Origin of the sequence: Paenibacillus timonensis, assembly GCF_022427145.1 — a bacterium.
In the GTDB taxonomy this organism is placed as follows: domain Bacteria; phylum Bacillota; class Bacilli; order Paenibacillales; family Paenibacillaceae; genus Fontibacillus; species Fontibacillus timonensis.
Map to the genome: position 1 here is coordinate 23,954 of NZ_JAKSXN010000055.1, position 12,778 is coordinate 36,731.

Genomic DNA, 12,778 nt, shown 5'->3' on the forward strand with positions numbered 1-12,778 from the left:
CTTTGTTGCCTTTGTCCTCTTATTACAGGAACCTGAACGGCTCGGTGTTGACCTGGGAAACGTGCACGCGGGTCGCGTATTTGTCCTCGGCCAGTTTCTCGGACAACCAGGCGGCAACCCGAGGTTTCATGATCTTCTCGACATTATGTCCCGGATCAACGATTGCGACCCCGGCCATCCAGGCATCCTGGGCAGTATGATAATCCACGTCCCCGGTCACGAGCACGTCTGCCCCGCGAAATTGGGCGTTTCTCCAATACCGTCCGCCCGAACCGCCCAGGACGGCGGCCTTGCGAACCGGCCGGTCCAGATCGCCGACGACCCGAACCATCGGCACCTCCAGCCGCTCTTTGACCCGCTGCACGAAGTCCCGCAGCGTAACCGGCTCCGTCAGCTTGCCGACCCGACCCAGCCCGAAGGTGCGTCCCTTCAAGTCCATCGGGTACAGGTCATAAGCAACCTCTTCATAGGGATGCTGCTTCAACATCGCTTGAATGACCTTGCTGCGCAGGCTGTGCGGTACAACCGTTTCGATGCGCACTTCCTCCACCCGCTCCAACTTCCCTTCCGTCCCGATGAACGGATCGGTGCCTTCCCCGGGTTTGAACGTGCCATATCCTTCGAGATTAAAGCTGCAATGGCTGTAGTTCCCGATATGGCCTGCTCCCGCGTTCAGCATCGACTTCAGCACCTGCTCGTGGTGATCCTTCGGAACAAAGACGACCAGCTTGTATAGGTTGTCCGTGTGAACGTCTTCGAGCGAACCGGAGCTTTCGATTCCCAGGGCTTCCGCCATCCAATCGTTCATCCCGCCGTCCGTGACGTCGAGATTCGTATGGGCGATATACACGGCGATATCGTGCTTGATCAGCTTCTCGTACACCTTGCCCATCGGCGTATCGCTTTGCAAATGGGCCAGCGGGCAATAGATGATGGCGTGATGGGCGACGATCAGGTCCACTTGCAGGGAAATGGCCTCGTTAACCACCTCCTCGTTCACGTCCAGCGCCACCAGCACGTTTCGGATCTCCTTCTGCAGGCTGCCCAGCTGGAGTCCGATTTTGTCCCCTTCCATCGCTACGTGCTTGGGAGCCAACTGCTCCACGTATTGCACTACGGTTTGTCCTTTGGCAAACATGCCAACACCTCCATTAACTGCTCCGATAGCCGGGTCAACTCCGCTTCCTTCTGACGGGACGCCTCCAGTGCCGACGAGGCAACCGACCGTCGAATGCTCTCCAGCTTACGCAGCTCCGATTCCCATTTTGCGAAAAAGACTTCGTTCGGAGCCGCCGTTAATCTCGGCCCCATCAATAGCTGCAACTCGCGGGTCAAGCGGACCCCACTCCCCGCCAACTCCCGTTCGCGGTACAGTTCGGCGTTTCGCTCCCCCGCATCGGGCCGGGCTTCGGCCATCATCGCTTCGTAAATTTTGCCGTCTTCCTCCAGGATAGCCTCTTCGGCCAAATACCAATCGTGCTCCAGCAGCCAGCGGCGGACGAATTCTCCGCCGACGTTCGGCTGCAGCACGAGCCGCTTAACGCCGGCCAACTTCGCCTGGCCTTCGTCTAAAATCGAAACGATCAACGCGCCGCCCATCCCGGCGATCGTGATCGCGTCCACTTCGCCGGGGGCGATGACGGCAAGTCCGTCGCCTTTGCGGACGGAGATGCGCCCCGTTTCCCCGGATTCGGCTACCTGGCGGCGCGCCGCTTCCAGCGGGCCGTCGTTCACTTCGCCGGCGACGGCGAAAATCGCCCGCCCGCTGCGTACGGCGGCTACAGGCAGCAGCGCGTGGTCCGAGCCGATATCGGCGAACCGGCATCCGTCCGGGAGCCAGTCGGCAATAAGCTGCAATCTAGCTGACAATTTCATGAAGTTATCCACACCACCCATTTTTTACGTAGTCCAAACAAGAGGAGAAATGCCGCTACGAGCTTAAGCAGAATCAACGCCGGCATAGCGGCAACCTCAGCGTCCCGCAACAGGAAAGCATCCGCTTCCGGCATGAACCATAACGAGACGGAAACGGAGAAAAATACGGGAGCCAGCGCCTTTAACCGATGATGCCCCAACCAGCTCAGCCAGAAAAAGATCGCGGCCAGCGGCAGCCAAAACACCTGAAGCATCCCCCAGGATGCGCCGGGGTTCGTTTGCCCGAGCAAAAACGCATACAGCAGCATGCCGCAGGCAAAGCCGCTGTAACTGATGATGCCAAATCGCAGCGCGTACCCCAAGACGAGCCAGACGAACCCGCAAAAGGCGACTAGCAGCGTCGTACCGATGCCGGGCGGCCATCCCTGGATGGCGATGATCCAGCTTCCGAAGCCCAGCAACAGCAAGCTGCCTAATCCGGCCATCGACATGGAGAACAGCGCTTTGTCGCGCCGATAATGAGCGGCAAGGCCATAACATGCCGCAGAAAGCAGCAGCGTTACGGCGATTTGCAAACCCCAGGGAAAAACGTTAAAATAAAAAACAATAAAGAAAAAGAAGGAAATTATTCCAAAAGAAAGGGACCAAAGTTTCAGGCTTCCCTGTTGAATCAGTGTTTTTAGCGAGAAGCCTGGGCGGGATGACGATCCCTCGGTCTGGTCTTTATATAGGTTTTCCAAGAAATCGCAATATTGCTCGGGCAATAGCCGGCTTCTCCGCCAATGATCGATTTCCTTCAGGATGATCTTGCGTTTCTCCTGATCCAACTGAACACCTTCTCCCATGTGGTTGTTCAAAAAGTCATCTTTCGATCACGAAGCAGAAGCAGAGAAGCGGATGCGGCGTCGAATCTTGAATTCACCCGGGCCTTCCGCTGCTCACGTAGCCTCCAGCTACGCTGCGCTGCTCAGTCCCTAGCTTCATCCAACCTTCTCGGTGCTCCAAACCTGACTTTTTGAACTTTTTATTGAAATGGTTGTTCAAAAAGTCATCTTTCGATCACGAAGCAGAAGCAGAGAAGCGGATGCGGCGTCGAATCTTGAATTCACCCGTGCCTTCGCGGACGGCTAACGGACACTAGAGACGTTATCGATCCGTTTTTGGGGAGTTCCGAATTCTAGCGGACTGAGGAGACCTTATTTCGGCCAAAAGCAGCCACATGTAAGCAATGGGAAACCAATAAGGTCTCTTGAGTCCGTTACAGCGGAAAATCGCCGGAAAATCCGCAAATAAGGTCTTTACGGTCCGTTACGGACCAACTAGGTACCGTAAGATTGCGTGCAACAACAGACGTCATCTGGAAAACGGACATGTTGTTCAACAAAAATGACCTTGCTGCTTGGCTGCAGAAGGTCAAGGTTGCAGGCGGTTACGCCTATTCGAGGAAGTCCTTCAGCCGCTTGCTGCGGCTAGGATGGCGCAGCTTGCGGAGCGCTTTTGCTTCGATTTGCCGGATTCTCTCCCGGGTGACGCCGAATACTTTCCCGACTTCTTCAAGGGTGCGCGTGCGGCCGTCATCGAGTCCAAACCGCAAACGGAGCACATTCTCTTCGCGTTCCGTGAGCGTGTCCAGCACGTCCTCCAGCTGTTCTTTCAGCAGCTCGTACGCCGCTGCGTCCGCCGGAGCCAAGGCTTCCTGATCTTCGATAAAGTCGCCGAGATGGGAGTCATCTTCTTCCCCGATCGGCGTTTCCAACGAAACCGGCTCTTGAGCGATCTTCATGATCTCCCGGACCTTCTCCACGCTAAGCTCCATCTCCGCAGCGATTTCCTCCGGCGTAGGTTCGCGTCCCAGCTCTTGCAGCAGCTGCCGGGATACCCGGATCAGTTTGTTGATCGTTTCAACCATATGAACCGGGATCCGAATCGTTCTGGCCTGGTCGGCAATCGCCCGGGTAATGGCCTGACGAATCCACCAGGTTGCATAGGTACTGAATTTAAAGCCTTTCTTGTGGTCAAACTTCTCCACGGCTTTGATCAAACCCATGTTTCCTTCCTGGATCAAATCCAGGAACAGCATGCCGCGGCCGACATAACGCTTGGCGATGCTGACGACCAGACGCAGGTTGGCTTCGGCCAAACGGCGTTTGGCTTCTTCGTCCCCGTTCTCGATCCGTTTGGCGAGCTCCATCTCGTCGTCCGCCGACAACAGCGGCACGCGCCCGATTTCTTTCAGATACATCCGTACCGGGTCGTTGATCTTGATTCCCGGAGGAAGCGAGAGATCGTCATCGTAGTTAAAATCGTCGCCGTCATGCGAGCCGTCTCCATCACCGCGCCGGTGATCTTCGTCCCCGTCGCCGGTGACGTCGATGCCAAGATCGGCTAATTGTTCAAAAAACTCGTCCATTTGCTCGGGATCCTGATCGAAAGGCGAAAGCATCTCCATAATTTCTTTATACGTTAAGGACGACCTTTTCTTCCCTTGTTCGATCAATTGATCCCGTACCTGATCCAGCGTTAATTCCGTTTCTAGTTCAGTATGTTGGTCATTCGTCATATCTGGCTCCCTCCTCCCTAGAAACATCACCGAAAGTCCGTTCGTCTTACTGTCTCTCTAGGGCAATAATCTCACTTGCAATTTGCGCCGCACGCATAAAATCTCCAGCCCGTTCGGCCGATACCATTTCCTCTTTTTTGCGTTTGATCTGTTCGAGCAGCGGCACCTTCTGAATTTCGCGGATGCAGTCGTCCAGCTCTTGCGTCGTCCATTCGGCCGGCGTATCCATCATCGCGATCGAAATGACCGTCTGCTCCAGCCGCTCATCCTGAAGCGAGGAAATAAAACGGCTAGCATCCGGGGTTTTGCCTTGCGCATAATAGGCGTATAGATAAGCGGCTATCGCCACATGATCTTCGATGTTAAAATTTGTCCCTAGGCGTTCGCCTACATAGCGGGACACCTCTTCGTCCTGCAGCATGAAAGAAAGCAGTCTCCGTTCCGCCGCATGAAAAGCGGGCAGCAACGTCGGCATGGATGCCTGCCCTTTTTTATGCCTACCATTATTCCACCTTTCGGGCTTATTATCCCCGGCATCTGCCTTTTTTTGCATAACCGTTCTCAGTTCGTTGCATTCCTGCTTCAAGCTGTCGAACGAGACCTGCAAATCGGCGGAGAGTTCCTTTAAGTAAATCTCACGTTCGCTTGGGGAAGAGAGCGCCGCAATAATCGGCATCGCCTCTTTGATATACGCGATCTTTCCGTCTTCTTCTAGCAGTATATGGTTTTTTCTCAGATATATAAGCCTAAATTTGACGGAGGAAACCGCGCCGTCCAAAACTTGATGGCGGAACCGTTCGGCACCGTGCTTCTGAATGAATTCGTCGGGATCCAGCCCTTCGCTGAGCAATGCGATTCTTACCTGAACAAAACCAGCGCCTTCGAGAATCGGGATGCTCTTTAGCGCGGCAGCTTGTCCGGCGGAATCGCCGTCATAGCAGACCAGCACTTCTTCGGCTAATCCCCGCAAGATGGCGGCATGGCTTTCGGTTAACGCGGTTCCCATGGTAGCTACACCGTTGTGAACCCCGGCTTCCCACGCGCTGATTACGTCGCCGTATCCTTCGAACAGGACGACTTGGCCCGTCTTGCGTATTTCGTTCTTCGCTTGATGCAAATTGTAGAGAACTCGGCTTTTGGTAAACAGCTTACTTTCCGGCGAGTTCAAATATTTCGGTTGTCCGTCGCCAAGCACTCTTCCCGCAAACGCGATGACTTTGCCGCTTCGGTTGTGCAGCGGGAAAATGACCCGATCGCGGAAACGGTCCACGAATCCGGATCCGTCTTGCCTGGACGAAAGCAATCCACCCTTCTCCATCGCTTCCAGATTAAACGATCGTTTGTCCAAAAACTGGACGAGCGTATCCCATCTGGCGGGTGCATAACCGATCTGGAACGTATCGATGGCTTTGTCGGTAAAGCCGCGGGATTTCAAATACTCCATCGCCGGCTTGCCGTATTCGGTGTTCTTCAGCAAGTAATGATAAAGCTTGGAGGACCATTCGTGGGCCTGCAGCAGCTCTTCCAACTCCTGGTTACGCGGTGCATCACCGTAATCCCTACCCTTATCCTCATAAGGGATATGGGCCTCCTCCGCCATGATTCTGACTGCCTCGGGAAAGGTTAATCCTTCGATTTCCATCCTGAATTTGATGGCGTTCCCGCCTTTGCCGCAGCCGTAACAATGGAAGATTTGGCGTTCGGGTGTGACCGTAAACGACGGGGTTTTCTCTGAATGGAACGGGCATAACCCCTTCATGTACTTCCCCTGTTTCGTTAGATGAACGTGCTTGCTGACCGTGTCGACGATATCGTGCTGACGCAGAACCGCCTCGATGACTTCCTCCGGAATGCCACGCCCGGTACTCATCCCATTCACCTTCATCTTTCACGCGTGAGAATCGTCAATTTGTCAAAATCACCGACATTTCGATGTTCTCGGGTGACACGTAAATAGTAATTCGCTAAAACTATACATTCTCCTGCAAACGCGACAAAAGTTTTGACAACGCGGCCGTAAACCGCTCGCGGTCTTCGCCGGTAAACGGCTTCGGTCCCTTGCCGTGGTGCCCTGCCCGCCTAGCCTTCGCTTGATGATGGCGGCGCTCTAGCAAATAGTCGATATTGCCTGCATGGTAGACGTCGCCGCGCGGGGATAATCCGTGACAAGCTCTCGCGATCACCAGTGCCGCCAGGCCGTAGTCCTGGGTCACGACGATATCGCCCTTCTCCACATGGGCGGCGATATACAAATCCGCGCTTTGTCCGCTACGGTCAACCTGAACCACTTCCACTCCCGGCTCCGGCTGCAATACATGATCATATGAAGCCACCATGATCACCGGTACGCCGAACCTGCCCGCCGTGTCGGCAATTTCCGCCTTGACCGGACAGGAATCCCCATCGACGACGATCCGCATCCTCCATGCCTCCATGTAATACAATATAACCTCGAATCGGCCGAATCTAAACAAGGACGAGCCGAATCTTAGCGATTTTTGCCGATAAGCGAGGGATGGCTGACGGCAAGCCCTTCGCTAGCCGTCAGCCACACACTCGTTTGACTTCCTATATTATGCCCAAACCAGTTTGCCGAAATCAGCAAACGCCTTGAGATCTTCGTCGATTGCGGCCAGCAGCGCCAAGCGGTTCGTCCGAATCGCATCGTCTTCGGCCATGACCATCACGGCTTCAAAGAACACCGTGATTGCTTCCTTCAATCCGCCGATCAGCTCCAACGCGCCGGCAGCGTCGCGCGAAGCGAGCGTATCCCGGTATTTGCCGGAGACCGAACGCCATGCTTCATACAGCGCTTGTTCCGCCGGTTCGTCCAGCAGATCGGAGCGAACCTTCTCGCCGGTTGCTTTCGCCGCAAGGTTGCTGACCCGTCCAAACGATTCGACGGTCGATTTGAAGTCTTCCTTCGCAACTACGGCTTCCATCAGCGCCTTGCCGCGAGCTACCGAAGAGACGACGTCATCATAGCCGGCCGACAAGACCGCATCCACGACGTCATAACGGAGATTTTCGTCCGAAAGCGTCTTTCTGACGCGCAGGCCGAAGAATTCCATCAGATCCTTCAAGACTTCCTCTTCGCTGCGTTTGAGTCCGCGGAATTGCTGATGCGTCTCCAGCGCCAGCTTGAAAATATCGGTCAACGAAACGGTCAGTTGGTGTTCGACGATAATCTGCACGATACCGGCCGCTTGCCGGCGCAGCCCGTACGGATCCTGCGAGCCGGTCGGGATAATGCCGATCGAGAAGCAGCCGGCGATCGTATCGATTTTGTCGGCGATGCTGACGATCGAGCCTACGGAAGAAGCCGGTACGGCATCATCGGCAAATCGCGGCTGATAATGCTCGAACACGCCTCTCGCCACGGCTTCGGGTTCGCCGGCTTTACGGGCATAATCCTCGCCCATAACCCCCTGCAATTCAGGGAATTCATAAACCATTTGCGTCACCAGGTCGAATTTGCAGATCTCCGCCGTACGTGCGGCGGCTTCTGCCGTCCCGGTGTCGGTGCCAAGCATCGTCGACAGCTTCTCCGTATTGCGGCGGATGCGGCGCACCTTGTCCCCGATCGTGCCGAGCTCGTCATGGAACACGATGCTTTCCAGCTTGGACAACGCGTCCTTGATCGCCAGCTTCTGATCTTCCTCATAGAAGAATTTCGCGTCGGACAAGCGAGCGCGAAGCACCTTCTCGTTGCCGCGGGCGATCACGTCCAGCGAAGCGTTGTTACCGTTGCGCACGGTCACGAAGTAAGGAAGCAGGTTGCCTTGCTCGTTCAGCACCGGGAAATACCGCTGATGCTCGCGCATCGAGGTGATAAGCACCTCCTGCGGAATGTTCAGGAACGATTCCTCGAACGTGCCGAACAACACAGTTGGCGTCTCCACCAGGAACAGCACTTCCTCCAGCAAATCCTCTTTCACGGCGATATGCCAGCCCTTTTCTTTTGCCAACGCATCGATTTGATTCTGAATCAAGGTCTGACGTTCGTTTACGTCGGCGATCACGTGCTGGGCGCGCAGCGTTTCCACATAAGCTGCAGGCTGTTCAATCGCCGTTTCGGCTCCGAGGAACCGGTGTCCCCGCGTAACGTTGCCGGACTTCACGCCGGCGATTTCCAGCTCGATGACGTCTTTGCCGAACAACGCCACCATCCAGCGGATCGGGCGAACAAATTTAAAGTCGTAATTCCCCCAACGCATGTTCTTCGGAAAATTCATCGCCTGCAAAATGCCCAGCAATCCCTCGGCGACAAGGCTTGACGTCTCTACGCCGATCCGGCTCTTGCTGACGTAAACATATTCGGTGCCGCCAACCTCGCGGAACGTAAACTGTTCCGGGCTGGCTCCCTGGCTGCGTGCAAAACCAAGCGCCGCTTTGCTCCATTCGCCGTTTTCGTCGAGGGCGATTTTACGCGAAGGTCCTTTGACCTCCTCATGCACGTCCTCTTGCTTCTCGGCCACGTCTTTGACGAGAATAGCCAAACGACGCGGAGTCGCATAAGCTTCCACCGCTCCGTGCTGAATGACGGATTCCTCCAGCCACTTGACCGTCCGCTCCTTCAATTGCTCCATCGCGCCGCGGATAAACCGGGCCGGCATTTCCTCTAATCCGATTTCGAACAGCAGATCCTTAGCCACGTGCGGCACCCCCTTTCTGAAGCATCGGGAAGCCGAGCTTCTCGCGTTCCTCCAAATAGGTCGCGGCAACCTGGCGTGCCAAATTCCGCACCCGCGTGATATACCCTGTCCGTTCGGTCACGCTGATCGCGCCGCGGGCATCCAGCAGATTAAACGTATGCGAGCATTTCAACACATAGTCGTAAGCCGGGAACACCAGATGCTGCTCCATTGCTTTGCCCGCTTCCTGCTCGTACATGTTGAACAAAGTAAACAGCATTTTCACGTCGGAGATTTCAAATGTATATTTGGAATGCTCATATTCCGCCTGATGGAAAACATCGCCGTACGACGTGCCGTCCACCCATTCGAGGTCGAACACATTCTCCTTGTCTTGGATATAGGAGGCCAAGCGTTCCATACCGTAAGTAATCTCCACGGCCACCGGGTTGGTTTCGATCCCGCCGACCTGTTGGAAATAAGTAAACTGCGTCACTTCCATGCCGTCCAGCCAAACTTCCCAGCCGAGGCCCCAAGCGCCCAAGCCTGGATGCTCCCAATTGTCTTCCACGAAACGGATGTCATGCTCCAGCGGGTTGATGCCAAGCCGCTTTAAGCTCTCCAGGTAAATCTCCTGGATATTGTCCGGCGATGGCTTCATGATCACCTGGAACTGGTGATGCTGGTACAACCGGTTCGGGTTCTCCCCGTAACGGCCGTCCGCCGGGCGCCGGGAAGGCTCAACGTAGGCTACGTTCCACGGCTCCGGACCGATCGAACGCAGGAACGTCATCGGGTTCAGCGTACCTGCCCCTTTTTCCACGTCATACGGCTGCACGACGATGCAATTCTGTTCTGCCCAGAACTGCTGCAGCGTCAGAATCATTTGTTGAAAGTTAATACTCATTGGCGAACCTCATCTCCTAACCTTCAGGTTTGTTCAGCAAGCATGAGCCAAGAGGCTAAATATAAAAAGCTCCCGCCTCTACGCCTGCTGTCAGACGTAGGGACGAGAGCTGTAAGAGTCAATCCTCATACAAGAGTTCCCGCGGTTCCACCCTACTTGATTCGCCGTGGCCGCCTATCGGTGACCTTCGCCGGCAAATCCGCTTTTCACGATCGGTTCATGCTCCCGGGCTGCCGTTTCACAAGACCATCTATCCGGGCTCTCACCACCCCCGGTCGCTTGGTCAGCCTCTTAAGCTGACTTGATAGACCTTGCCTCGTTACTCTTCCCGTTCAACGCACAGAAATTCTTTTATATATTAACTAATTTTATCTTGTTCGTCAAATTTCATACTTGTCCAGCTGATCGAGAAAATGGCGCGATTTCAGCTTGAGCCCGAGTTGCATATCCATAAAGGCCCGCATCACGGTTTTCAGCTCCTGCTTCGTTTCCTCCTTGACCTCTACGTTTCCGAGACGGCGCAGGTCCATTTTTTCGAACAGCGTGAGCAGTTTAAGCACCCCCGGCGTTACTTGCATCGCCGCTGGATCCTGATGACGGCAGGCTCTGCATAACCTCCCGCCCAACCTCGGGCTGACATAAGGCGAATCGTCGACCCGGCCGCAGGAGACGCAGCTCTCGAACGATGGGCCGTAACCTGCTGCCTGCAAGATTTTCATCTCAAACAAATGGATGACGATCTGCGGGTCCTTGCCGGACGATAGGCCCTCGAGACAAGCCTTTAGCTGGGTATACCAGAAGCTGCCGACCTCCTCGTCCTGCAGCGTCTTATCCAGCAGTTCGCAGGCATACGAGGCGTACGCGGCCAAAAAAAGGTCCTCACGCAAAGAAAAGTGAGATTCGATCATCTCACCCTGATTTAAGGTCCCCAAACCGCCGTTTTGGCGGAAGAACACGTATTCTCCATGTGTGAAAAGCTGCGTCAGGGCGGCGTGGCGGCTCTTGACCTTTTTGGCGCCGCGCACCAGTACCCCGATTTTTCCGCTCGTTTCGGTGCATAATGTAATAATTTTATTGCCTTCCCCATAGTCCATGCTGCGGATAACGATTCCTTCCACTCTGTAGAGCATTTCATTTCCCCCAAACTCGCCTCTCCCGCCAGATCGGTGTTACTCGGCTTCTTCCTCTACGATCAGCTCTTCGGCAGCCGCAGCTTCCTCCTCATTCGGGCCGCTAGCTTCCTTATAAAGCAAGTAAGCATCGACATCTCCAGTCATTGCAAAATACTTCCACGAAAAATCTCGCATTCGTATTCACCCTTTCTTCGGAAATGACGCCTGCATCTTCAAAGATAGGATGTGCGCATAGACGGGATCTATGCGTTGCAATAACTCCCAGTATAAAGGAGGTTCATAAAGCCGACTTTTTGAACTTACATTGAAATATTATCCCTTTAAGCGTCCTTGTGGAATCCAAGGTCCTTCAGGATCCGTTCCTGGTTGCGCCAGTCTTTCTTGACCTTCACCCATAACTCGAGAAAAATCTTCGAACCCAGCAGGTTCTCGATGTCGTGCCGAGCCTGCTTGCCGACTTCCTTCAGCAAAGCCCCCTGTTTACCGATGATAATCCCCTTTTGGGAATCGCGCTCGACGAAAATCACCGCGGAAATGTTCACCACGCCGTTCTCCTGCACGCACATATCTTCGATCGTGACGGCAATGGAGTGCGGCACTTCTTCGCGGGTCAGATGCAGGATCTTCTCCCGGATCAGCTCGGCGCAGACGAATTGCTCCGGATGGTCGGTAACCTGATCTTCCGGATAATATTGCGGGCCTTCCGGGAGATACTTGCCGATTTGCTCCAACAGCGTATTGACGTTGTTCCCGTGCATCGCCGAAATCGGCACGATTTCGCTAAACGAGTGAAGCTTGCTGTACTCATCGATCAGAGGCAGCAATTGCTCCGGCTCCACGCGGTCGATTTTGTTGAGCACCAGGATGACCGGGGTCCGCAAATCCTTCAACCGTTCGATGATAAAACGGTCCCCGCCGCCCAATCCTTCCGCGGCATCGACGAGGAACAACACCGCCTCGACCTCGCCAAGCGTGTTGAGCGCCGTCGTGTTCATATAGTCGCCAAGCTTGGATTGGCGTTTATGGATCCCCGGCGTATCCAGAAAAACGATCTGCATCGATTCCGAGGTATAGACGCCGTGAATTTTATTCCGCGTCGTTTGCGGTTTATCGGACATGATGGCGATTTTCTGACCGATGATGTGGTTCATTAGCGTGGATTTGCCCACGTTCGGCCGCCCGATAATCGCCACGAAGCCGGATTTGAATTTTGCTTTTGCCATAATTGAGTTCCTTTCGTCTTGACCTGGTCAGTGTCTCCGACCATAACGGTCCGTGTTGGTTCTGTTGCCCGTTTTGCAGGGAGGGGACGCATTGGTAACCTGGAGCTTAATGTTGCTCCATGTGCATCCGACAATCCGAGAGCCTCCGTTGTTCCTATTGCACCTGTTGGTTCGACAGCCTCAGTTGGTCCGTATGCTGCAGTTGGTTCGAGTACCTCTGCTGATCCCTGCGGGTACCCCACAAACCATAAGTAACGGACCGAAATAACCTTATTTGTTCATTTCCCGGCTATTTCCCGTTCTAACGGACTCCACCGCCCTTATTTGGCTATCGCGACGTCCATTTTCCCCATTTTGTCCGAAATAACGTCTTCTGGATCCGTTAGAATGCGATCGCACACATATGCAGGTCAATAGCGTCTCTGGTGTCCGTTAGCGTTTCGACC

The 12,778-nt window shown here is 54.6% G+C and carries 11 protein-coding genes; all 11 read right to left on the minus strand.

The features are described 5' to 3' along the window. Window positions 1-22 precede the first annotated feature (22 nt). The 11 genes from MJ257_RS19200 to era all read right to left on the minus strand — a co-directional run bounded on the left by MJ257_RS19200 (window position 23) and on the right by era (window position 12,332). Window positions 23-1,138 (minus strand): Nif3-like dinuclear metal center hexameric protein, encoded by a 1,116-nt coding sequence (locus tag MJ257_RS19200; protein WP_240270755.1) that lies wholly within the window; start codon window positions 1,136-1,138, stop codon window positions 23-25. Next, a complete protein-coding gene (locus tag MJ257_RS19205) occupies window positions 1,114-1,875 on the minus strand; it encodes a tRNA (adenine(22)-N(1))-methyltransferase (protein WP_240270756.1) in 762 nt (253 codons plus the stop codon). The genes MJ257_RS19200 and MJ257_RS19205 overlap by 25 nt, the downstream gene beginning before the upstream one ends. After that, window positions 1,872-2,720, minus strand: a complete 849-nt coding sequence (locus MJ257_RS19210; protein WP_240270758.1) for a hypothetical protein — start codon at window positions 2,718-2,720, stop codon at window positions 1,872-1,874. Before MJ257_RS19210 ends, MJ257_RS19205 begins: the two co-directional genes overlap by 4 nt. A gap of 590 nt (window positions 2,721-3,310) precedes the next feature. Continuing rightward, window positions 3,311-4,435 carry an RNA polymerase sigma factor RpoD gene (rpoD, locus tag MJ257_RS19215; protein ID WP_240270759.1) on the minus strand — a complete coding sequence of 375 codons (1,125 nt, stop codon included), beginning with the start codon at window positions 4,433-4,435 and terminating at the stop codon, window positions 3,311-3,313. A gap of 46 nt (window positions 4,436-4,481) precedes the next feature. Continuing rightward, a complete protein-coding gene (gene dnaG / locus MJ257_RS19220) occupies window positions 4,482-6,305 on the minus strand; it encodes a DNA primase (protein WP_240270761.1) in 1,824 nt (607 codons plus the stop codon). Window positions 6,306-6,405: 100 nt separating this feature from the next. After that, a complete protein-coding gene (locus MJ257_RS19225) occupies window positions 6,406-6,870 on the minus strand; it encodes a YaiI/YqxD family protein (RefSeq protein WP_240270763.1) in 465 nt (154 codons plus the stop codon). A 138-nt stretch (window positions 6,871-7,008) separates the two neighbouring features. Continuing rightward, a complete protein-coding gene (gene glyS / locus MJ257_RS19230; RefSeq protein ID WP_240270764.1) occupies window positions 7,009-9,090 on the minus strand; it encodes a glycine--tRNA ligase subunit beta in 2,082 nt (693 codons plus the stop codon). After that, a complete protein-coding gene (gene glyQ / locus MJ257_RS19235; RefSeq protein ID WP_068785381.1) occupies window positions 9,083-9,970 on the minus strand; it encodes a glycine--tRNA ligase subunit alpha in 888 nt (295 codons plus the stop codon). Before glyQ ends, glyS begins: the two co-directional genes overlap by 8 nt. Before the next feature lie 386 nt (window positions 9,971-10,356). After that, entirely contained in the window at window positions 10,357-11,106 is a 750-nt protein-coding gene (gene recO, locus MJ257_RS19240; protein WP_240270765.1) for a DNA repair protein RecO, read from the minus strand. 39 nt (window positions 11,107-11,145) lie between these two features. Then, entirely contained in the window at window positions 11,146-11,283 is a 138-nt protein-coding gene (locus MJ257_RS19245) for a YqzL family protein (RefSeq protein WP_240270767.1), read from the minus strand. 146 nt (window positions 11,284-11,429) lie between these two features. After that, on the minus strand, window positions 11,430-12,332 hold the full coding sequence (era, locus tag MJ257_RS19250; RefSeq protein ID WP_240270769.1) for a GTPase Era: 903 nt from the start codon (window positions 12,330-12,332) through the stop codon (window positions 11,430-11,432). Between the last annotated feature and the right edge of the window lie 446 nt (window positions 12,333-12,778).

Coding starts and splice junctions, on each gene's coding strand:
- MJ257_RS19200 (WP_240270755.1), bottom strand. CDS start 1,138: ATGTTTGCCAAAGGACAAACCGTAGTGCAATACGTGGAGCAGTTGGCT.
- MJ257_RS19205 (WP_240270756.1), bottom strand. CDS start 1,875: ATGAAATTGTCAGCTAGATTGCAGCTTATTGCCGACTGGCTCCCGGAC.
- MJ257_RS19210 (WP_240270758.1), bottom strand. CDS start 2,720: ATGGGAGAAGGTGTTCAGTTGGATCAGGAGAAACGCAAGATCATCCTG.
- rpoD (WP_240270759.1), bottom strand. CDS start 4,435: ATGACGAATGACCAACATACTGAACTAGAAACGGAATTAACGCTGGAT.
- dnaG (WP_240270761.1), bottom strand. CDS start 6,305: ATGAGTACCGGGCGTGGCATTCCGGAGGAAGTCATCGAGGCGGTTCTG.
- MJ257_RS19225 (WP_240270763.1), bottom strand. CDS start 6,870: ATGGAGGCATGGAGGATGCGGATCGTCGTCGATGGGGATTCCTGTCCG.
- recO (WP_240270765.1), bottom strand. CDS start 11,106: ATGCTCTACAGAGTGGAAGGAATCGTTATCCGCAGCATGGACTATGGG.
- MJ257_RS19245 (WP_240270767.1), bottom strand. CDS start 11,283: ATGCGAGATTTTTCGTGGAAGTATTTTGCAATGACTGGAGATGTCGAT.
- era (WP_240270769.1), bottom strand. CDS start 12,332: ATGGCAAAAGCAAAATTCAAATCCGGCTTCGTGGCGATTATCGGGCGG.